This is a genomic window from Marinobacter sp. BW6, from assembly GCF_008107725.1.
Classification (GTDB): domain Bacteria; phylum Pseudomonadota; class Gammaproteobacteria; order Pseudomonadales; family Oleiphilaceae; genus Marinobacter.
On sequence record NZ_VIRN01000061.1, the window covers coordinates 201,642 to 222,877 of the forward strand.

Sequence of the window (21,236 nt, forward strand, 5' to 3'; positions counted from 1 at the left end):
CGACCGGTGTCCGCCTCCAGCTCATGTTCAACCAGATACGCAAGATCCCGCAAAAACTCAATATCCTGGCTTTTCAATGAACGAGGCTTGGTATCGATGATACAGAGTGTGCCTACTTTCAGACCGCCGGGCTCACGGACAGGCGCGCCTGCGTAAAACCGGATACAAGGTTCTCCTACGACCATGGGATTGGACGAAAACCTCGGATCATTACTGGCATCTTCAACAACAAATACATCGTCCTGACGAATAGCATGCGCGCAAAAGGCGTGTTCTCTGCAGGTAGCATCAAGCTCGACTCCCTGTCGGGACTTGAACCATTGGCGATGCTCGTCAATCAACGAAATCAGTGCAATCGGAGCGTCAAAGGTGTCGCGCACGATTCGGGTGAGCCGATCGAACCGCTCTTCCGGAGCTGTGTCCAGTATCCGCAACCGTCTCAGCCGTTTCAGCCGATACTTTTCATAGAGCATTGCTGTATTGATTGCATTCATGATTTAGGTGCCTGTTCGCCGAATCCTTCCCGAATGAGAAAATCGACTGAACAGGGGATAGTAGGCAGTGGGCGAACAGAGAGGAATAGGAACTTTGCTTTCCCAGACTAGGGAAAAACCCTACATTCAGGGTGTTAGCCCCGCATGCCTCAGGGCAAAGGCAGCGCCCAGCCAGGCCAGCATGACGAGCGGCAAGTATCGACCCACCAGGTATATCCGCCATTCCCACCAACGGCTCTGGGTACCCAACACCGTCCGGATCTTCTCGCGCGGAATAAACCAGCAGAACATAGCGGCCCCCAACACCCCGGAAAAGATAATCACATTACCGCCGGCCACCCGGTCGATCACATCCAGCACCGGCTCCCCGGCAATGTTCCATTCCAGCGGCGTGAAACTCAGTGCGGAGGCTGTGCCCAACACCAGCATGACCAGGGTAACCAGACTCACGGCCTTGCCATTGCTCAGCCGAAGCTCCTCCGCCACCGCAGCAATCATCACCTTCAGGCCGGCCAGGCTGGAACTGAACGCTGCCATGAAGAAAAGGCTGAAAAACAGTGTGCCCACCCAGTAACCACCGACCATGTCCTCAAACACCAGGGGCATGGTCACAAAGGCCAGCTGGCTGCCCTCCGTCGGCTCCATACCCAGACTGAACACAAACGGAAAGATCATCCAGCCCGCCAATAGCGCCACACTGGTCTCGGTGCCTGCAACAACCAGACAGGCCCTGGGCACATGGGTCTGCCGGGGTATAAAGCTGCCGTAGGTCACCAGATATCCCTGACCAATCGCCAGAGAGTAGAAGGCCTGCCCGAAGGCAAACGCCCAGAGCTTGCCATCCGTCAAACGACTCCAGTCCACCTGGAAAAAGAAATCCTTGGTCTGCTCCCAGCCCGGCGTGCGGCTAGCAAAGATCACCAGCCCGATCATCACAACAAGCAAAACCGGCATGAGAATCTTCGACATCAACTCAATGGCGGATACATCCTTGGCCAGGATAATCGCGCCAACCAGGGTCACGGCGAAGAAATACCAGAGGGAGTTGTAGCCAGCGGTAAAATCGTCAAACACTTGGAGGCTGTCTGTCGTTGCACCGACTGCATAGCCAAGCGTCCAACCAGTAACCACAAGGTAATAGCTGGTAATGGCCATGGTAATCAGCACCACAAACCAGCCATACACCACCCCGAAGCGATTCACCTGCCGGTAGGTCTGAACGGTGCTGCCCTTGGAAAGCCGGCCGGCAGACACTTCGAGAATCATAATGGGCAAAACCACCACAACCAGCGCCAACAGATAAGCCACCACAAAGGCGCCACCGCCGTTCTCCCCCACCATGTACGGAAACCGCCACAGGTTCCCCAGCCCCACCGCCGCCGCGGCCATGGAGGCCACAAACGCAGGCTCGGAACTCCACTGTTTGCGGGATTCCTCAATAAACTCGTGGCGCTTTCGCACGGGGGGTCTCCAATGCCGGGGACTTTCAATGCATTGAAGGCTAGCAAATCATGGGTTGGGCCGCATGACTGATATCAACTTGGGGTTTCTGGGATTAACAGAACTTTAGCCTTGGGGGAGTGGCCGGCGATGGGGGTACCTTTTCTTCTGGGAAAAACAACTCGCTTCGCTCAGACATTTTTTCCCGCCAGAAAAGATACCCCCACCACCGTCCTTCGGACTAAGGAATGCACTTCTTCAAAAAAGAGAAAGCAAGATTTTGAAAATCGCGATATCTCGAGAGTATCTCGGCGCGGGGTGACCGGTGGATTTTCCGCCGGAAAAAGATGTCTGAGCGAAGCGAGTTGCTTTTTCCAAGAAAAATCCACCGGCCACCCCGCAGGCCCGCCCCTAAACAAGCAGGCTACAACGAGGACCAGTCTGACAAATCAGATCAACTCAATAGCAACAGCAGTCCCCTCGCCACCACCAATACACAGCGAAGCCACACCACGCTTCAGGCCACGCTGCTTCAGGGCATTGATCAGGGTAACGATGATCCGCGAACCGGAAGAGCCGATCGGGTGACCGAGGGCGCAGGCGCCGCCGTGGACGTTGACCTTGTCAGCCGGCAATTTCAGCTCGTTGATGGCCGCCAGGGTAACCACGGCGAAGGCTTCGTTGATCTCGAAGAGATCCACGTCGTCCACGGTCCAGCCGGCTTTCTTGAGCACCTTCTCGATGGCGCCGATGGGCGCCAGGGTGAACTCCGCAGGCAGGCGTGCGTGGGTGGCGTGGGCCACGATGCGGGCTTGCGGCGTCAGGCCGCGGGCGTCGGCTTCGGCGGCGGAGGCCAGCACCAATGCGGAGGCACCGTCGCTGATGGAGCTGGAGTTGGCCGCAGTCACGGAACCGTCTTTGGCGAAGGCCGGCTTCAGGTGCGGGATTTTCTCCGGTTTGGCATTCCCCGGCTGCTCGTCGGTATCGACTTCAGTGTCGCCACCACGGCCAGAAACAGTTACCGGAACAATCTCGTCACGGAACCAGCCGTTTTCGATGGCGGCCAGGGATTTCTGCAGGGAACCGATGGCGAATTCGTCCATGGCCTGGCGGCTGATGTCGTATTTGTCAGCGGTACGCTGGGCGAAGACGCCCATCAGGCCGCCTTCGTAGGCGTCTTCCAGGCCATCCAGGAACATACTGTCCATTACCTGGCCATGGCCCATGCGCATACCGGCGCGGGCTTTGGGCAGGAGATACGGCGCCTGGCTCATGTTTTCCATGCCGCCGGCGATCATGATGTTGTTGGTGCCAGCCTTGATCTGGTCGTGGGCCATGATCACGGCCTGCATGCCGGAGCCGCACATCTTGTTGATGGTGGTGCAGCCGGAGCTGTCCGGAATGCCGGAGGCGCGCGAGGCCTGGCGGGCCGGAGCCTGGCCCAGGCCAGCGGGCAGTACGCAGCCCATGATCACTTCCTGGACATCCGCCGGCTGAAGGCCGGAGCGTTCAATGGCGGCCTTGATGGAGATGGCGCCCAGGTCCGGCGAGCGCACGGAGCTGAGGGCGCCCATCATGCCGCCCATCGGGGTACGGGCTGATCCTGCGATGACTACGTCGTTGTTGCTCATGGTTTTCCTCACTTAATCAGGCTTTGCCCAGCACAGAGCGGGCAATAATTTCTTTCATGACTTCCGAGGTGCCGCCATAAATGCGCTGTACCCGCGCGTCGATGAAGGCCCGGGAAATCGGGTATTCGGTGGTGTAACCGTACCCGCCAAACAGCTGCAGGCAGCCATCGGCTACGCGGCACTGCATTTCGGTGGCGCTGTACTTGGCCATGGAGGCGGTCGGCGCATCGAGTTCGCCGAGGTCGTATTGGTCGATGCACTGGTCCACGAACGCCTTGTTCACACGGTAGTCGGTTTCCATGCGGGCGATCTCGAAACGGGTGTTTTGCAGTTGGGCCAGTTTCTGGCCGAACAGTTCCCGTTCCTGGGCGTAGGCGATGGTCAAGTCCAGGGAGCCACGGGCGGCAGCTACGCCGAGGGCACCGATCACCAGACGTTCCCGGGGCAGTTCCTTCATCAGGTAAACAAAACCCTGCCCCTCTTCACCGAGGAGTGCGGACGCCGGTATGCGCATGTCGGAGAAGAACAGCTCGGAGGTATCCCCGGAATGCTGGCCGATCTTGTCCAGGTTGCGGCCTTTGCTATAGCCCGGCAATGACGTATCCACCAGGAACAGGCTAATGCCGCGGGCACCGGCTTTCGGGTCGGTTTTCGCGGCGACGATGACCATGTCTGCGTGCTGGCCGTTGGTGATGAAAGTCTTGGAACCGTTCAGGATGTACTCATCGCCATCCTTGACCGCACTGGTGCGGATGGCCTGCAGATCACTGCCGGCGCCGGGCTCGGTCATGGCGATGGCGCCAACAGCCTCACCAGAGACCAGCTTGGGCAGCCACTGTTGCCGTTGTTCTTCATTACCCATATGGCTCAGATAGGGAGCAACAATGTCCGAATGCACCATCACGTTGGTCGACAGCGCGCCGAATCCCATGCGGGCAAGCTCCTCACCCACCACCACAGAGAACTGGAAAGGCGCGCCAATGCCGCCCCACTCTTCGGGCACATCCACACACAGCATCCCGGCGTTGCCCAGAGTATTCCAGAGCTCGCGAGGCACCAGCCCGGACTTCTCCCAGGCTTCGTAGTGGGGCGTCACTTCTTTTTCCAGGACCTTGATAACGGAATCCCGGAACATCGCCAGTTCTTCTTTATCAACAGACACGGTCATGTATGTCTCCTGCAACTGAATGCTTTACTTGGGCGCCATGCGAAGCGCGCAGTCCAGACGAATCACTTCGCCATTGAGAATCGGGTTGCGCACCATCTGGTCCACCATCATGCCGAACTCTTCCGGCTTGCCGAGGCGCTTCGGGAACGGCAGCGTGGCTGCCAGGCTTTCCTGAACTTCGTCGGGCATACCCGCCATCATGGGCGTCATGAACAGGCCTGGTGCAATCGTATTTACACGGATGCCCTCGCGAGCCAGCTCACGGGCCGACTGCAGGGTTAGCGATACCACACCGCCCTTGGAGGCACTGTAGGCCGCCTGGCCAATCTGGCCCTCGTAGGCGGCCACCGATGCTGTATTGATGATCACACCGCGTTCACCATCAGCGTTGGGTTCGCGCTGGGCCATATCCGCTGCCGCCAGGCGCAGGATGTTAAAGGTACCAATCAGGTTGACCTGAATAACCTTGCTGAAGTTCTCCAGGGGCATCACACCCTCACGGCCCAGAATCTTCGAGGCCGTGGCAATACCAGCACAGTTCACAGCAATACCGCAGGGGCCATGAGCCTCCCGGGCGGCATTAATGGCCGCTTCGGCGCTGTCCGGGGAACTGACATCGCATTTCAGGAAGATGCCGCCGATATCCGCGGCCACCTTTTCACCCTGCTCTTGCTGAAGATCAAGAACAGCGACCTTGCAGCCGGCAGCGGCCAGTGCGCGCGCCGCACCCTCGCCCAGTCCGGAAGCACCGCCTGTTACAATGGCTGCCACATTTTTGAATTCCATCGTTCACTCCCCTTTTCAGGATTCTGTTTGTTAAAAATCGGACCCTAAAACTACTTTACGTTTACGTAAACTTTATCTAACCTAAGTCTAAAAAGGAAATCCCAATGGACATTAAACAGACATACAGCATCAGCGAGCTCGCCAAAGAGTTCGACGTGACAACCCGGAGCATCCGTTTCTACGAAGATCAGGAACTGCTCAAGCCTACTCGGCGCGGGCAGACACGGATCTTTAGTTCAAAGGATCGTGTGCGTCTGAAGCTTATTCTTCGGGGCAAGCGTATGGGCTTTTCCCTGGCAGAAACCAAAGAGCTGTTCGACCTTTGGGACGAAACCCTCAGCGGCAACGAAAAACAGCTGCTCAAGATGCTAACCATTCTGGACAACAAACGGGCGCAACTCGAACAGCAGAAAAACGACATTGCCCAGGCAGAAATGGAAATGGATACAGCCGAAGCCCGGTGCCGAGAAGCCCTGACCGAGCTGCAGAAGAAAAAGAAACAGCAGACCCCGGCAAACGAAGAAGCCAGGCAGACCGCTGAAAACTAATGAATGACAGAAATCAAAGGTAGCCAACGATGAAATCACAATACTCAGAGCTCAACTTCGGCCTTGGTGAAACCCTCGACATGCTCCGCGAGCAGATCAACGGTTTCGCCGCTTCCGAAATCGCACCGCGCGCCGAGGAAATCGACCGCAACAACGAGTTCCCCATGGACCTGTGGCGGAAAATGGGCGACATGGGCCTGCTGGGTATTACCGTGAGCGAAGAATACGGCGGCTCCGACATGGGCTACCTGGCGCACGTCATCGCCATGGAAGAAATTAGCCGTGCTTCCGCCTCCGTTGGCCTCTCCTACGGTGCCCACTCAAACCTGTGTGTGAACCAGATTCACCGCAACGGCACCGAAGAACAGAAACAGAAATACCTGCCGAAGCTCGTCAGTGGCGAGCACATTGGCGCCCTGGCCATGTCCGAGCCCAACGCCGGCTCCGACGTCATCTCCATGAAACTGACCGCCAAAGACGCCGGTGACCACTACGTCCTCAACGGCAACAAAATGTGGATTACCAACGGCCCGGATGCGAACACCTACGTCATCTACGCCAAAACCGACACCTCCGCCGGCTCCAAGGGCGTGACCGCCTTCATCGTAGAGCGTGACGCCCCGGGCTTCAGCCGCCACCAGAAACTCGACAAACTCGGCATGCGCGGCTCCAACACCTGCGAACTGGTGTTCCAGGACTGCAAAGTACCCAAGGAAAACGTCCTGGGCGGCGTGGGCAACGGCGCCAAAGTCCTGATGAGCGGCCTCGACTACGAACGCCTCGTCCTCTCCGGCGGCCCGCTGGGCATCATGCAAGCAGCCATGGACGTGGTCGTTCCCTACATCCGCGAGCGCAAACAGTTCGGCCAGGCCATCGGCGAATTCGAACTGGTACAGGGCAAAGTCGCCGACATGTACACCTGGATGAACACCGCCAAATCCTACGTCTACATGGTCGCCATGTCTGCCGACCGCGGCGCGGAAACCACCCGTAAAGACGCCGCCGGCGCGATCCTCTACTCCGCCGAAATGGCCACCAAAATCGCCCTGGACGCCATCCAGCTGCTCGGCGGCAATGGCTACATCAACGAATACCCGACAGGCCGCCTGCTACGCGACGCCAAGCTGTATGAAATCGGTGCCGGAACGTCCGAAATCCGCCGAATGCTGATCGGCCGAGAGCTGTACCTGAACAAGTAAAACGCAGCTTCAAGCCAGGGGCCGTCCTTGGCCAGAAAACCAGGGACGGCCAGCACCCAAAGCACGACGAGGGACTGGTGGGGTGTCTTTCCGGGAATGTCTGTGGCCAGGGATGGCCACAGCCAAGCGCACAGGGATGTGCTCGTAGCGGTTCCCGGAAAGATTCCCTGCCAGTCCCGCCGCCCCGAACCTCGAGGCCCGAAAAAATGACAATACTTCAAAGCAAGATTAATCCCAGGTCCGAAGAGTTCCAGGCCAACCAGGAATCCATGGCCCAGGCCGTAGCCGACCTGCGCGACAAAGTGTCCACCATCCAGCAAGGCGGCGGCCCCTCCTACCAGGAGCGCCACATCGCCCGTGGCAAACTGCTCCCCAGAGAGCGCATCAACCGCCTCCTGGACGACGGCTCCCCGTTCCTGGAAATCGGCCAGTTCGCCGCCTACAACGTCTATGATGAAGAAGTCCCCGCTGCAGGCGTGATCGCTGGCGTGGGCCGCGTCTCTGGCACCGAATGCATGATCATCGCCAACGACGCCACCGTAAAAGGCGGCAGCTACTACCCCCTGACGGTGAAAAAACACCTGCGCGCTCAGGAAATCGCCCTGCAGAACCGCCTGCCGTGCATCTACCTGGTCGACTCCGGCGGTGCCAACCTGCCCCGCCAGGACGAAGTCTTCCCGGATCGCGACCACTTCGGCCGCATCTTCTATAACCAGGCCCGCATGTCTGCCGACGACATCCCCCAGATCGCCGTTGTTATGGGCCTGTGCACCGCCGGTGGCGCCTACGTACCCGCCATGGCCGACGAATCCATCATCGTCCGCAACCAGGGCACCATCTTCCTGGCCGGCCCGCCGCTGGTAAAAGCTGCCACCGGTGAAGTGGTCAGCGCTGAAGACCTCGGGGGCGCCGACGTCCACTGTAAAATTTCCGGTGTTGCCGACCATTACGCCGAGAACGACGCCCACGCACTGGAAATCGCCCGGCGCAGCGTCTCCAACCTGAACCGTCGCAAGCCAACGGATGTGGAGATTCGCAAACCCAAGGCTCCGTTGTTCGACGCCGAAGAGATCTACGGCATCGTTGGCACCGACCTGCGCAAGCAGTTCGACGTGCGTGACGTCATCGCCCGCATTGTCGACGGTTCGGAATTCGACGAATTCAAACGCTACTACGGACAGACCCTGGTCACCGGCTTTGCCCATATCCATGGCTACCCGGTTGGCATCATCGCCAACAACGGCATCCTGTTCGGCGAGTCTGCCCAGAAAGGCGCGCACTTTGTGGAACTTTGCTGCCAGCGCAACATCCCGCTGCTGTTCCTGCAGAACATTACCGGCTTCATGGTCGGCCAGAAATACGAGTCTGAAGGCATCGCCAAGCACGGCGCCAAGATGGTTATGGCCGTGGCCTGTGCCAACGTCCCCAAGATCACCGTACTGATCGGTGGCTCATTTGGGGCGGGCAACTACGGCATGTGCGGCCGCGCCTACAGCCCCGACTTCCTGTGGATGTGGCCAAATGCCCGCATCTCCGTCATGGGCGGCGAGCAGGCCGCCGGCGTTATGGCCACCGTTCGCCGCGAGGGTATGGAGCGGAAGGGCCAGGAATGGAGCGCCGAGGAAGAGGCTGAGTTCAAGAAGCCGATCATCGACACCTACGAACACCAGGGCCACCCCTACTACGCCAGTGCTCGTCTCTGGGACGACGGCGTCATCGACCCAGCCCAGACCCGGGAAGTGGTTGCCCTGAGCCTGTCTGCCACCCTTAACCGACCCGCCAAGCCCACACGCTTTGGCGTGTTCCGGATGTAATCGGGGAGACTGACATGACAGACAACGAATCCGCAGTCCTGCTCAGACACCGGTCAGAAGGCATTGCCGAGGTGGTTCTCAACCGCCCGGACAAGCGCAACGCCTTTGACGACCTGATCATCCAGCAGCTGATCCGCACCCTCACCGAGGTGAATGCCGACAACAGCGTGAAGGTCGTTATCCTGCGCTCCGAAGGCAAACACTTCTCTGCCGGGGCCGACCTTGGCTGGATGCGCCGCATGGCCGAGAACACCCGCCAGGAAAACCTGGACGATTCCCGGGAACTGGCGCGGCTAATGAACGTACTCAACCACCTCTCCAAGCCGGTAATCGGCCTGGTACAGGGCGCTGCCTTCGGCGGCGCGGTCGGCCTTGCCGCCTGCTGCGACATCGTCATTGCCAGCGAGAAATCCAGCTTTTGCCTCAGTGAAGTGAAGCTGGGCCTGATTCCGGCGGTGATCAGCCCCTACGTGGTGCGCGCCATCGGCGAGCGCCAGGCCCGGCGGTACTTCATCTCCGCTGAAGTGTTCACCGCAAAGCAGGCTCAGGAGTACGGCCTTGTGCACATCGTTTGTGACGATGTTGAGGCTATGGAAGACCGCTGCAACGACATGCTCCAGCAACTGGCCATGAACGGGCCCGAGGCCATGAAAGCCGCCAAGGACCTGGTATTCGCCGTCAGCCACAAGCCCATCAACGACGACGTGATTGACGACACTGCACACCGCATCGCGGATATCCGGGTGGGTGAAGAAGGGCAGGAAGGGCTTAGCGCCTTCCTGAACAAGCGCAAGGCCAACTGGGTTCCGGAGGAAAAATAACAATGTTCAGCAAAATACTGATCGCCAACCGGGGCGAAATCGCCTGCCGGATCATACAAACCGCCCACCGCATGGGCATTCGCGTCGTCGCCGTTTATTCAGAGGCCGACGCCAATGCACGGCACGTGGCCATGGCCGACGAAGCCTTCCACATCGGCCCCGCGCCCAGCTCTGAGAGCTACCTGCGGGCTGAAAAGATCATCGAGATTGCCAAAAAGAGTGGCGCTCAGGCCGTTCATCCGGGCTACGGTTTTCTCTCGGAAAACACCGGGTTTGCCGAAGCCTGTGAAGCCAACAATATTGTCTTTATTGGCCCGCCCTCCTCGGCCATTGCCGCGATGGGTTCCAAATCTGCAGCCAAGGCCATCATGGAAGAAGCCGGCGTACCCCTGGTGCCCGGCTACCACGGCGACGACCAGTCCGCCGAAACCCTTCGCGCCGAGGCCGAAAAATGCGGCTTCCCGCTTCTACTCAAGGCCGTCGCCGGGGGCGGCGGCAAGGGCATGCGCGTGGTCCAGAATATGGGCGAGTTCGACGATGCCCTCGCTGCCGCCAAACGGGAAGCCCAGAACGCCTTCGGCAACCCGGACATGCTGATCGAACGCTATCTGACCCAGCCACGGCACGTGGAGATTCAGGTCTTTTGCGACAAGGATGGCAAGGGCGTGTATCTGGCCGAGCGGGACTGCTCCGTGCAGCGCCGCCACCAGAAAGTCCTGGAAGAAGCTCCGGCCCCGGGCCTGAGCGAGGAAACCCGCAAAGCCATGGGTGAGGCGGCCGTAAAAGCCGCTCAGGCCATCAATTACGTGGGTGCCGGCACCGTTGAATTCCTGTACGACGTGGATGGCTCCTTCTTCTTCATGGAAATGAACACCCGTTTGCAGGTGGAGCATCCGGTTACCGAAATGGTCACCGGCCAGGATCTGGTGGAATGGCAGCTGAAAGTGGCCTGGGGCGAGCCCCTGCCGCTGGAGCAGTCCCAGGTGAAAACCCGGGGCCACGCCCTGGAAGCGCGGATCTACGCCGAAGACCCGGACCAGGACTTCCTGCCGGCCACCGGCAACCTGCGCTACCTGAGCACCCCGGATGAAAGCGCCCACGTACGTGTGGACACCGGTGTTACCGAAGGCGACGACATCAGCATCCATTACGACCCGATGATCGCCAAGCTGATCGTGTGGGACGAAACCCGGGACCAGGCCATCAACCGCATGGTCCAGGCCCTTGAGCACTACCGTATCGCGGGCGTTAAGACCAACATTCGGTTCCTGCATGCCCTGGCCGACGCACAGCCGTTCCGGGAAGCGGACCTGACCACCGGTTTCATTGAGGATCACCGGGAATTGCTGTTCCCGAAATCCAGGCTGGATACCCACAAGGCCCTGGTACTGGCTGCCGGCTTTGTTCTGGAGCAGCGTAAATCCCGGGAAGTGGTCAGCACCGATCCCTGGTCACCGTTCGGCCGTCAGAACAGCTGGCGTATGAACTCGGAGTTTGCCCAGCCGCTGCAACTGCAAGTGGGCGAAGAGATTCACGACCTGAAGGTGCTGGAGCGCGACGACCGCTATCAGGTCTTCGTTGGCGACAGCGTCTACAACCTTACTGCCCGCCTGGATGACGACTACCTGCAGGCGGTCATCAACGGCCACCGCATCAGCATCCACGGCAACCTGCACAACGACCAGCTGGTGCTGTTCTACGAAGGCGACACCTTCAACTGCACCGTGTACAAGGAAAGCTACGGCTTCGAGGAAATGGCCGGCGAAGGCAGCCTGGCGGCGCCCATGAACGGCGCCATCGTGGCCGTGCAGACCAAGGTCGGCGACAAGGTCACCGCCGGCCAGAGCCTGGTGATCATGGAAGCCATGAAGATGGAGCACGCCATCAAGGCCCCGGCTGACGGCGTGGTCACTGAAATCTTCTTCGCCGAGGGCGACCAGGTTTCCGAAGGTGCTGAGCTGATTGCCATTGAAGTGAACGAAGAGGAGGCAGGCTGATGGCCTTTCCCAAACAGGTTCGCCTGGTTGAGATGAGCCCCCGGGACGGACTCCAGAACGAGCCCGGCCCGGTGATCGCCACCGCCATCAAGACCGGACTGATCGACCGCCTGGCAGACAGCGGCCTGAGCCACATTGAGGCCGCCAGCTTTGTATCCCCGAAATGGGTGCCACAGATGGGTGACGCCGCCGAGGTTATGGCCGGCATCAACCGCAAGGCTGGCGTTTGCTACTCCGCCCTCACCCCGAACCTGAAAGGGTTTGAGGGCGCACTGGCTGCGAAGGTCGGCGAAGTGGCTGTCTTCGGCGCCGCGTCCGAGTCCTTCACCAAAAAGAACATCAACTGCACCATCGCCGAAAGCCTCGAGCGCTTCGCCCCGGTGGTCGAGGAAGCCCGCAAACACGGCATCCCCGTGCGCGGTTACGTTTCCACCGTCATGGGCTGTCCGTACGAAGGCGATATCGCCCCAGAACAGGTGGCCACCGTGGCCAAGGCTCTGTATGACATGGGCTGCCATGAAATCTCACTGGGCGACACCATTGGCGTCGGCACCCCGATCAAAGCCAAACGCATGCTCGAAGCCGTCGCCGCCCATGTTCCCATGGACAAGCTGGCTGCGCACTTCCACGACACCTATGGCCAGGCCCTGGCCAACCTGTATGCGGTGCTGGAAGAAGGTGTCAGCGTTATCGATGCCTCCGTCGCTGGCCTCGGCGGCTGCCCTTACGCCAAGGGTGCCTCGGGCAACGTAGCCACCGAAGACGTGCTATACCTGCTTAACGGGTTGGGCATAAAAACCGGTGTCGATCTCGACAAGCTGGTGGCAACCGGCGACTGGATCTGCAATCAGCTGAACCGTCACAACGGTTCCAAAGTCGGCCAGGCACTGGGCGGTAACTGTTAAAACCAGGAGTAGTCATGAGCAATAAAAACGTAGTCGCCCTGGATCTCCCCATCCCTGAGATCAGCGAGATGCCAGAAGACACCCAGAAGTACTTCCAGATCTGCCAGGAAAAACTGGGCATGATCCCGAACGTACTTACCGCCTACAGCCAGAACCTCAAGCAACTGGACGGCTTCACCCGCCTCTACAACGAGCTCATGCTCGGTGAAGGGGAACTCTCCAAACTGGAGCGGGAAATGGTGGCCGTGGTGGTCTCCTCAGAAAACAAATGCTTCTACTGTCTGGTTGCCCACGGCGCCGCCGTGCGGGTACTGAGCGGCGATCCGCAGCTGGGGGAGCACATGGTGATGAACTACCGCAGCGCCAAACTCGACAAGCGCCAACGGGCCATGCTGGATTTTGCATCCCACCTCACCCGCTCGCCGGCCACCGTCACCGAAGACGACATGCAGGCGCTTCGGGATGCCGGTCTCAGCGACCGTGGCATTTGGGATCTCAGCAACCTGGTCGGTTTCTACAACATGTCCAATCGCGTGGCGATTGCCAGCGATATGCAACCTAACCCCGAATACCACAGTCAGAGTCGCTAGCAGGCGAACCACCCTGCTCGCCCTCGAATACAAAAACAATGGAGGCAGAGATATGAGCAAGACTCTACCAAGCTATACCAGCGGAACCGCCGAAGCGCCCCTGTTGGGCATGACCATCGGCGATATGCTCGACCGCACTGCAGAAAAATATCCGGACACCGAAGCCCTGGTGTGCCTGCACCAGGACATTCGCTGGACCTACAAGGAATTTGTTGAAAAGGTGGATGAAGCGGCCCGGGCCTTCATGGCCATCGGCGTGAAACGCGGAGACCGGGTGGGTATCTGGTCACCCAACCGCTATGAGTGGACGGTGACCCAGTTTGCCACCGCAAAGGTTGGCGCCATCCTCGTCAACATCAATCCGGCCTACGGCGTGCATGAGCTGCAATACGCACTGAACCTGGCGGGCATTACCGTTCTGGTCACTGCAGACAGCTTCAAGGCCTCCAACTACCGTGAGATGATCTACGAGCTGGCTCCCGAGCTGAAACGCAGCGCGCCGGGCAAGCTCAAGGCCGACCACGTGCCCGAGCTGCGCTCCGTGATCAACGTGCACGAAGACAAGCACGACGGCATGTGGACCTGGAAAGAGTTCGTCGGCTTCGCCAGCGATGTGTCCGAAGCGGACCTGGAAAAGCGCCAGGGCGAGTTGCAGTTTGATGATCCCATCAACATCCAGTTCACCTCCGGCACCACCGGCAATCCGAAGGGCGCCACCCTGACTCACCACAACATCCTGAACAACGGCTATTTTGTGGCCGAGAGCCAGCTGTTCACCGAGAAGGATCGTCTTGTTATCCCGGTCCCGCTCTACCATTGCTTCGGTATGGTCATGGGCAATCTTGGCTGTATTACCCACGGCTCCACCATGATCTACCCGGATGAAGGCTTTGAGCCCAAGTCTGTACTGCAGGCAGTGCATCAGGAGAAGGCCACCGCCCTTTATGGCGTGCCGACCATGTTCATTGCGGAGCTCGCAGATCCGGATTTTGAAACCTATGACCTTTCCACTCTGCGCACCGGCATCATGGCCGGCTCCATCTGCCCGGCAGAGGTGATGAAGAAGGTCAACGGCAAGATGAACATGAAAGAGGTTCAGATCGCCTACGGCATGACCGAAACCAGCCCGGTTTCCACCCAGACCAGCTCCCTGGATCCGTTCGAGAAGCAGGTCACTACCGTGGGCCGCACCCAGCCGCACCTGGAAACCAAGATCGTCGATCCAGGCACGGGCAATGTGGTTCCGCGTGGGGAAATTGGCGAGCTGTGCACCCGTGGCTACAGCGTGATGCTGAAGTACTGGAACAACGAAGAGAAAACCCGCGAAGCCATCGACAGCGCCGGCTGGATGCACACCGGCGACCTGGCCACCATGGACGAAGAGGGCTACGTCCAGATCGTTGGCCGCATCAAGGATATGGTCATCCGCGGTGGCGAGAACATCTACCCGAAGGAAATCGAAGAGTTCCTCTACACCCACCCGGCCATCGAAGAAGTGCAGGTAACCGGCATTCCCGACGACAAATACGGAGAAGAGCTGATTGCCTGGGTGAAGCTGGCACCAGAAGCAGCACCAGTCACCGGAGAGGACCTGCAGGCCTTCTGCAAGGGCAAGATCGCCCACTTCAAGATCCCGAAGAACTACAAGTTCGTGGATGAATTCCCGATGACCGTTACCGGGAAGATCCAGAAGTTCAAAATGCGGGAGATTTCTATTGAGGAGATGGGCCTGAAGAAGTAATCGCTTCCCTGATTCTTCACCCTCAAACCCCGGCTTTTGGCCGGGGTTTGTTTTTGCTGGGCGCTGACCCGGCGATTGCCGGCTAGCACCAGCCACGCAAGTGCATTGCCTCTTCAATCCGCTTGAGCCCATTAATCCACGCGCCCAGCCGGACCGATTTGAGCTGGTGTTCGGCTGCTGTGCTCACGGCCTCCCGGTAGCCCCTCGCCAACCGCTCCTGTCGCAGGCGGTTGATGGTTTCGATATCCCAGTAATTATCGGAAAGACCCTGACTGCGCTCCATCTGGCACAGCTGCACGCTACCGGCATTGGCCAACACATCCGGAACAATTATCACGCCTTTATCCAGTAACATCGCATCGGCTTTTAACGTGACTGGTGCATTCGCGGCCTCCACCACCATTCGGGCCTGAATCCGGTCGGCGTTGTCCGCGGTGATAACCCCCTGAACCGACGCCGGTACCAACACATCGCAATCACATTCCAGCATCGCTTCGCTGGTTATCGGTTCGCTGCCTGCAAAGTTCGAAACTTTTCCGGTGGATTTCTTGTGTGCCAACAGGGCCGGAATATCTAGCCCCTCGTTCAAATAGACGCCGCCCTGGCTATCGCACACCGCCACAACATTACAGCCGGCTTCGTAAAACATGGTCGCCGCCACCGACCCGACCTGGCCAAATCCCTGGATCGCCACACGGGCATTACCGATGTCGAACTCCGCCTGTATGGCAGCTTCCCTGAACACATCGAAAACTCCGCTCCCGGTCGCCTCAAAGCCCCCGAGCGAACCACCGAGGATAGGCGGCTTGTCATTCACTGCCGCTGGCTCGTGGTAACCGGTAACAGACTCGTATTCGTCAAGCATCCAGCTCATGGTTTTCAGATCTGTGCCAATGTCCGCACCGGGTACATCGTACGCCTGCCCTCTCGGGCGCAGGTTTCGGATGTAGGCTCGGCAAAGCGACTCCAATTCCCGTTCACTCAACGTACGCGGGTCGGCGACGATTCCGCCCTTGCCGCCCCCGGCGGGAATTCGGCCAGCCGCGTGTTTGATCGACATGATCAAGGCGAGGGATTTCACCTCGTCCAGGTCGAGATCGGGGGAAACGCGCGTCCCATCCCGGCTCGGTCCCAGGGCATCGTTATAGCGGACACGGTGGGCATCAAACACCCGGAAACTGCCGTCGTCCATCTTCATGGGAATACGGAAGCTCACCACGCGCCCGGGTTCAGCAAGAAATTCAATCACATTGGGGTCAATCCTGCCGAGACGGCCAGCCTCACGAAGAATCTGTCCACTTTCATCCAGAAAATCATAATCCATGGCGTTCCCCTCCACAGTTTGAGTCGGACATTGCTCACTGCCCGGCCACAAGGCCCGACAGAAAACCTTCTGACTATCAACATAGCAGGCGCGATGGAAGACGGTACCTGACTCAAAGCTTGCCAGCTCCCCCTCACCATGCTTCACTGCCCAGATTCGCAATATGGAACAATCAATCGCGGAGTCTGAAGCCTTTATTCAACGCTTTCGCCAGGGCGGGTAATACTTCAAGGGAGCCAACGCTATGGAGCGCCAAGACGCAGATCCTGCGCTCAAGCCGGCATTGATGCAGTTTGATATGGCACTGGCGGAATTCGCCCGCGCCCGTCGCTCCGATCCCCAAGCCTCCAGCCTCGGGCTTCTGGAACGGACGCGAATGCTAATGACCATCCCGGGCGGGTTCGACGCCCTCTACCGGCGGGTACGCTCGCTCGAATCCGCCGGCATTTTCGGTACCAGCGACTGGGCCCAACCGGCCCTCCTGCAACCCGCTCTGGCCAAGTTCTCCCTGCGAGAGGCTGGCGCCGTCACCACCATCGTCGAAGCGATCAGCGAGCTGCGCATGCTTGCCGTCACCCGTGGCAAATATTTCCATCCGGGCATTTCAGCGGAGCAGGCTCGCCATTATCTCACCCAGGTGATGGCCCTTAACCTCGACCTGCTATCTGGCCAGCTCACAGAAGCCGACCGGGAACGCCCAAAGCAGCTCGGGACCATCGTTCAGGAGCTCTACCAGTATCTGATCTCCCATCTTGGTTATGAAAGTCTTCTGGACAGCCTGGTGGCGGAAGTCTGGCGGTTGCTGGACCAGGGCCCGGTACAGGTCGACAGTATCCGCGAGATGATCGTGCAGATCGCCAAGTGCCTCTACGATCCCGACATCAAGACCGGACGCAATGCCAATGCAACCCGGCTTGTGAAGGCCCTGTTCGCACCCACACCCGCCAGCGCCGAGGACCCGGGCCTGGCCATCTACGAGCAACGCCTGAAGGACATGGACGACGTAGCGCTTTCATCTGAAGCCAGCTACTTTGCCCGAAGCATGTTCGACACTGGCCTGGCCTCCCCCTACCACGCAGTGATGCTCCGATTCCTGCGCGCCACCGGCCAGGACGATCTGATACCTAATACACTGGGGCTGACCATGACCGGCCTGGACGATCTCTACTGTTACACCGAGCTCGTTCATACCTTGATTGACGAAGCCATCTACCCGGAAACCAGCCAGGCCGTGTACGGCCTTACCATGATGCTGGAGCGCGGGTCGCTGTTTACGCCCTCTGTTGCCCAGGCCCTGTGGCGGCATATCAAGCTCCGGCCATCTCCGGAGACTGAACAAACCCTCAGAGAGGCGTTTGGTGAAGCCCGGCCACCCAGAGTTTTCCTGCTGGCAGGCGTTCTCAATCTGCTGGGCCAACCCCTGGGCGTTGGCCAGGGCAACAACCCCACCTGCCAGTCAGCCATTGGCCTGTCGATGTGGGCCTCCAACGAGGCCGATTATCTGCTTCAGGTATTAACGTGGGCAGCCCGGGACAACGAAGTGCTGAGCCGCTTCGAGGGCCAGGAGGTTTCATCCAGAGATCTGGAGCCCGGGCTGGTGAAAGGAACACCGGTGGATGTGGACCCGGTATCGTTGATTCTCATCCCCCACCTGGATCGCATCTATGGCGAGATGTGGCGCCGCTGTGAAAACCGCGATGACGACGCCCACCGCTGGATCAACCCTGAATTCTATGGCTGGTGGGTCAGTCACGGCTTCCGCGTGGTGGCCGATATAAAAACCGGTGAGGTGCAGGACTACGAGAACTTTATCCGGCATTTTTACGCCAGCTATCACCCCTTCTATAACGGCAACATGCCAGTCATACATGCCCAACCGGCCGGGATTGCCGTTACCGACAGCGCTGCGCGCTTTGTTGGCCGCCACGCCATCAACATATTGCGGGTCGCTTTGAGCCCGAGCAATGAGATGCGAGTTTATTTCTTCAACCCCAACAACGACAGCGGCCAGAACTGGGGTCAGGGGATTACCTGCTCAACCCACGGCAATGGCGAAGTACGCGGCGAAGCGTCCCTGCCCGTTGCCGAATTCACCTCCCGCCTATATGCCTTCCACTATGACACCCTGGAGCTTGGCGACCTCTCAGAGATACCCGATGAAGAGATCGCCCGGGTGATGGACCTGGGCTACGGAAGTTGGGCGGCTCCGAGCGACGCCTAGCCTGGGGAAAGGCATCGGCGAAGCAACCCTAATAGCTTTCAGACTTGCCGGATACCGGCGTCAGCGGCTCCCCTTCCTCGTTCTGCAGCTGGTAGTCATAGGCGGCCTGCAGACCGGTATCTTCCTCACTCTCTTCCTCAGGCTCATATTCCAGATAGCGCGGGTAAAGCGGCGAAAGCATGGCCACGACAACGCCAATCACGCAGAACGTGGCAAACGCGTCCGCATAGCCAACCCCGCCAACCAGCATACCAACCACCGGCGAGCCTGCCGCCTGGCCAAGGGATACTGCCATGAACGGCAGTACAGGCCCCATGGAGAGCCGCCCGGGCAGCAGACGAATGCCGGTCATCAGATACAGCCCGGTCAAGCTCATGTACGACAGACCAAAAACCAGCGCGGAAAAAGCCGAAATGATCAGGTTGTCCGGGCTGGCTGCAAGCAACGCCAGGCTCGCTGCCAACATCATCAGCATCAGGGCCTGGGTAACCGGAGGGTTGTTGCGATCGGCCAGATCGGCCACCACCGCGCCGCCCAGACCGGCGACACCAACCCCTAACCAGAGCCAACCGGTGGCATCGGATGGCATGGCGCCCAGGTTAACCACAAGATCAGGCGCGAAAATCCAGTAGGCAGCGGACACAAAGCCCATCATGAATGCGAACACCGAGAGCCTGAGCAGGCGCCACCACTGATCCGCACTGATGGGCTGCACCGGTGCGGCATTGGAGGGCACGACGCGGGAAACAGACGGAATGAAGAACCAGGTGGCAATGACCCCGACCACCGCCAGCACCGCAAAGGAGGCGTAGGCGTAGCGCCAGGCGCCGGCCAGGAACAGAATCGTCGGCACAGCGATCACCACACCAATACTCGTACCTGCGTTCATCACCGAGCTGACCCGACCATGCATCGAACGCCTCACCAACGCCTGCATGGCTGCCGTAAGTGCCGGCATCATCAGGCCCGTGCAGATGCCGCAGGCGACAACCCCAACCCCAAGCGAAACAGCCCCTACGGCCTGACTGATCAACGCCAGACCGACGACACCAAAAATACCGGAAGCCATCGCCGTGTTGCGGGCGCCAAGCCGGTCCGCAGAAAGCGGCGCAACCAGGGTAGCGAATACGAAACTGATCAGCGGCAGCGCACCGATCACACCAATCACATCCGGCGCCAACTCAAGATCAGCCCGGATTGGGGGAACAAACAGGCCGAAGGCAAAACGCGCGAGCCCGTAGCTGATGGCAATCAGCGCTGCGCCCAGGAGTGCAAATGACGTGCTCGAAGGAAACTTCATCCCGCTGTGCTCCTTGCGCTGTGCATCCCCTCAGCGTAGACATGCAAACGAGGTTTTTAAAGCACCGAGCATCTTTGGCGACTCACTCGAAAGGTGTCTATCGAAACATCAGATTTGAATTCCAAAAACCCGCTGGGTTACGCTGGATACAAAACGAGCAGCATGGTAGTGAACCGCTATGGCACAGCCCCTGGAAACACCCCGAGAACCAAACTCCACCGTAGCGCCCCTGAATCCGGAGAATGTGGCCCTGCTCAAACAGGAAGGATTGTCGCTCAAGCCACTGGACCCTATCGGCGTTGAAATCTATGGCGCCGACGTACGAACCCAATTGTCAGAGCCAGCTATCAAGGCGCTGGAGGAAGAAATGGCAAATCGCGGGTTTATTGTCTTCAAACACCAGGCAGGCCTCTCCCCTGAAGAACTGATCAATGCCTGCAAATGGTGGGGCGGGCGCGAGATCCACTCTACGCATGGTGTTCATCCTGCAACGCCTGGCCGCAACCGGCACATCTTCCGCTGCTCCAACGATGGCCGCCAGGGCATCCTCGGCGTTGGCCCCCAGTGGCACAACGACGGCAGTTTCGAAGCCGCCACCTTCTCCCACAGCGCCTACTACATGGCGCGGGCCCCAGAGCACGGAGGCGGTACCCACTTCGCGCACCAGGGCGCCGCGTTTGATGCACTCCCGCCGGAGAAACAGGACTTCTGGGAACGGCTGGTGTCGGTAAACTCCGCATCCAGTGTGACCCATCCTGTGGTTCACACCCACCCGATTTCCGGCCGCAAAAGTGTTTGGTTGCATCTGGGCATGACCGGCGCCATCATCGAACGCCTGCCGGAAGACGGGCTGACCCTCGACCAGCTGAAAACCCTGCCCGCCCCCGCCGACAGCTTCCGTTTGCTGAATGAAGCTGCCATGAAAGAGCTGTTCAACGATTACAACGACCTGTTGAACGACTCCTTCAAGGATGGCTACGGCATTCGCTACGAATACGATACCGGCGATCTGCTGTTTATCGACAACTGGGCCGTTGCGCACCGCGCTTCGCCAGAGGCTCATCTTCCAGCAGAGCAACAAGGCCTGCGCATTATGGACCGCGTAACCATCAAGGCACCGCGGAACCTCGCGCCACATTTCGGGCTGCCACAGTACATCAACATGGCAGGCCCTCACCCGTTCAACAAAGACGGCGTATGGCAGGCCGGTGGTGTGGGCTTTCGCTGGAAAGACGACATCCGCATGCAGAACTGATT

Annotated in this window: 16 protein-coding genes; 10 read left to right on the plus strand and 6 right to left on the minus strand. The window is 59.3% G+C overall.

Annotated elements, in window-relative coordinates; translation table 11 throughout:
* Positions 1 to 620: 620 nt before the first annotated feature.
* From FMN52_RS06560 to FMN52_RS06575, 4 genes are all read right to left on the minus strand, one after another.
* Positions 621 to 1,955 (minus strand): sodium-dependent transporter, encoded by a 1,335-nt coding sequence (locus tag FMN52_RS06560; protein ID WP_148607884.1) that lies wholly within the window; start codon positions 1,953 to 1,955, stop codon positions 621 to 623.
* Positions 1,956 to 2,383: 428 nt separating this feature from the next.
* A complete protein-coding gene (locus tag FMN52_RS06565; RefSeq protein ID WP_148607885.1) occupies positions 2,384 to 3,565 on the minus strand; it encodes an acetyl-CoA C-acyltransferase in 1,182 nt (393 codons plus the stop codon).
* Positions 3,566 to 3,581: 16 nt separating this feature from the next.
* Positions 3,582 to 4,733: an acyl-CoA dehydrogenase family protein gene (locus FMN52_RS06570; RefSeq protein ID WP_148607886.1), complete on the minus strand. Its 1,152-nt coding sequence runs from the start codon at positions 4,731 to 4,733 to the stop codon at positions 3,582 to 3,584.
* Between the two features lie 24 nt (positions 4,734 to 4,757).
* A complete protein-coding gene (locus FMN52_RS06575; RefSeq protein ID WP_148607887.1) occupies positions 4,758 to 5,519 on the minus strand; it encodes an SDR family NAD(P)-dependent oxidoreductase in 762 nt (253 codons plus the stop codon).
* Between the two features lie 104 nt (positions 5,520 to 5,623).
* On the opposite strand from FMN52_RS06575, the gene FMN52_RS06580 reads away from it, so the two are divergent.
* The 8 genes from FMN52_RS06580 to FMN52_RS06615 all read left to right on the plus strand — a co-directional run bounded on the left by FMN52_RS06580 (position 5,624) and on the right by FMN52_RS06615 (position 15,134).
* Entirely contained in the window at positions 5,624 to 6,067 is a 444-nt protein-coding gene (locus FMN52_RS06580; RefSeq protein WP_148607888.1) for a MerR family DNA-binding transcriptional regulator, read from the plus strand.
* A 29-nt stretch (positions 6,068 to 6,096) separates the two neighbouring features.
* Positions 6,097 to 7,266 (plus strand): isovaleryl-CoA dehydrogenase, encoded by a 1,170-nt coding sequence (locus tag FMN52_RS06585; RefSeq protein ID WP_148607889.1) that lies wholly within the window; start codon positions 6,097 to 6,099, stop codon positions 7,264 to 7,266.
* A gap of 206 nt (positions 7,267 to 7,472) precedes the next feature.
* Positions 7,473 to 9,080 carry a carboxyl transferase domain-containing protein gene (locus FMN52_RS06590; protein WP_148607890.1) on the plus strand — a complete coding sequence of 536 codons (1,608 nt, stop codon included), beginning with the start codon at positions 7,473 to 7,475 and terminating at the stop codon, positions 9,078 to 9,080.
* A gap of 14 nt (positions 9,081 to 9,094) precedes the next feature.
* Entirely contained in the window at positions 9,095 to 9,901 is an 807-nt protein-coding gene (locus FMN52_RS06595) for an enoyl-CoA hydratase-related protein (protein ID WP_148607891.1), read from the plus strand.
* A 2-nt stretch (positions 9,902 to 9,903) separates the two neighbouring features.
* Positions 9,904 to 11,898 carry an acetyl/propionyl/methylcrotonyl-CoA carboxylase subunit alpha gene (locus tag FMN52_RS06600; RefSeq protein ID WP_148607892.1) on the plus strand — a complete coding sequence of 665 codons (1,995 nt, stop codon included), beginning with the start codon at positions 9,904 to 9,906 and terminating at the stop codon, positions 11,896 to 11,898.
* On the plus strand, positions 11,898 to 12,803 hold the full coding sequence (locus FMN52_RS06605) for a hydroxymethylglutaryl-CoA lyase (protein WP_148607893.1): 906 nt from the start codon (positions 11,898 to 11,900) through the stop codon (positions 12,801 to 12,803). The genes FMN52_RS06600 and FMN52_RS06605 overlap by 1 nt, the downstream gene beginning before the upstream one ends.
* A 14-nt stretch (positions 12,804 to 12,817) precedes the next feature.
* Positions 12,818 to 13,393 (plus strand): peroxidase-related enzyme, encoded by a 576-nt coding sequence (locus FMN52_RS06610; RefSeq protein WP_148607894.1) that lies wholly within the window; start codon positions 12,818 to 12,820, stop codon positions 13,391 to 13,393.
* 52 nt (positions 13,394 to 13,445) lie between these two features.
* Positions 13,446 to 15,134 (plus strand): AMP-binding protein, encoded by a 1,689-nt coding sequence (locus FMN52_RS06615; protein ID WP_148607895.1) that lies wholly within the window; start codon positions 13,446 to 13,448, stop codon positions 15,132 to 15,134.
* An 82-nt stretch (positions 15,135 to 15,216) separates the two neighbouring features.
* On the opposite strand, the gene FMN52_RS06620 is transcribed toward FMN52_RS06615, so the two are convergent.
* The gene (locus FMN52_RS06620) at positions 15,217 to 16,458 is read right to left on the minus strand and encodes a Glu/Leu/Phe/Val dehydrogenase (RefSeq protein WP_148607896.1); all 1,242 of its coding nucleotides are present in this window, start codon (positions 16,456 to 16,458) and stop codon (positions 15,217 to 15,219) included.
* Positions 16,459 to 16,702: 244 nt separating this feature from the next.
* Here FMN52_RS06620 and FMN52_RS06630 point away from each other — a divergent pair, with 244 nt between their 5' ends.
* Positions 16,703 to 18,679 carry a hypothetical protein gene (locus tag FMN52_RS06630; protein ID WP_148607897.1) on the plus strand — a complete coding sequence of 659 codons (1,977 nt, stop codon included), beginning with the start codon at positions 16,703 to 16,705 and terminating at the stop codon, positions 18,677 to 18,679.
* A 28-nt stretch (positions 18,680 to 18,707) separates the two neighbouring features.
* Here the strand turns inward: FMN52_RS06630 and FMN52_RS06635 are convergent, their stop codons facing one another.
* Positions 18,708 to 19,979, minus strand: coding sequence for an MFS transporter (locus FMN52_RS06635; protein WP_148607898.1), 1,272 nt, complete (start codon positions 19,977 to 19,979; stop codon positions 18,708 to 18,710).
* Positions 19,980 to 20,157: 178 nt separating this feature from the next.
* Between FMN52_RS06635 and FMN52_RS06640 the strand changes: the two genes are divergently transcribed.
* Positions 20,158 to 21,234, plus strand: a complete 1,077-nt coding sequence (locus FMN52_RS06640; RefSeq protein WP_148607899.1) for a TauD/TfdA family dioxygenase — start codon at positions 20,158 to 20,160, stop codon at positions 21,232 to 21,234.
* Positions 21,235 to 21,236: the final 2 nt, after the last annotated feature.

Coding starts and splice junctions, on each gene's coding strand:
- FMN52_RS06565 (WP_148607885.1), bottom strand. CDS start 3,565: ATGAGCAACAACGACGTAGTCATCGCAGGATCAGCCCGTACCCCGATG.
- FMN52_RS06570 (WP_148607886.1), bottom strand. CDS start 4,733: ATGACCGTGTCTGTTGATAAAGAAGAACTGGCGATGTTCCGGGATTCC.
- FMN52_RS06575 (WP_148607887.1), bottom strand. CDS start 5,519: ATGGAATTCAAAAATGTGGCAGCCATTGTAACAGGCGGTGCTTCCGGA.
- FMN52_RS06580 (WP_148607888.1), top strand. CDS start 5,624: ATGGACATTAAACAGACATACAGCATCAGCGAGCTCGCCAAAGAGTTC.
- FMN52_RS06585 (WP_148607889.1), top strand. CDS start 6,097: ATGAAATCACAATACTCAGAGCTCAACTTCGGCCTTGGTGAAACCCTC.
- FMN52_RS06590 (WP_148607890.1), top strand. CDS start 7,473: ATGACAATACTTCAAAGCAAGATTAATCCCAGGTCCGAAGAGTTCCAG.
- FMN52_RS06595 (WP_148607891.1), top strand. CDS start 9,095: ATGACAGACAACGAATCCGCAGTCCTGCTCAGACACCGGTCAGAAGGC.
- FMN52_RS06600 (WP_148607892.1), top strand. CDS start 9,904: ATGTTCAGCAAAATACTGATCGCCAACCGGGGCGAAATCGCCTGCCGG.
- FMN52_RS06605 (WP_148607893.1), top strand. CDS start 11,898: ATGGCCTTTCCCAAACAGGTTCGCCTGGTTGAGATGAGCCCCCGGGAC.
- FMN52_RS06610 (WP_148607894.1), top strand. CDS start 12,818: ATGAGCAATAAAAACGTAGTCGCCCTGGATCTCCCCATCCCTGAGATC.
- FMN52_RS06615 (WP_148607895.1), top strand. CDS start 13,446: ATGAGCAAGACTCTACCAAGCTATACCAGCGGAACCGCCGAAGCGCCC.
- FMN52_RS06620 (WP_148607896.1), bottom strand. CDS start 16,458: ATGGATTATGATTTTCTGGATGAAAGTGGACAGATTCTTCGTGAGGCT.
- FMN52_RS06630 (WP_148607897.1), top strand. CDS start 16,703: ATGGAGCGCCAAGACGCAGATCCTGCGCTCAAGCCGGCATTGATGCAG.
- FMN52_RS06635 (WP_148607898.1), bottom strand. CDS start 19,979: ATGAAGTTTCCTTCGAGCACGTCATTTGCACTCCTGGGCGCAGCGCTG.
- FMN52_RS06640 (WP_148607899.1), top strand. CDS start 20,158: ATGGCACAGCCCCTGGAAACACCCCGAGAACCAAACTCCACCGTAGCG.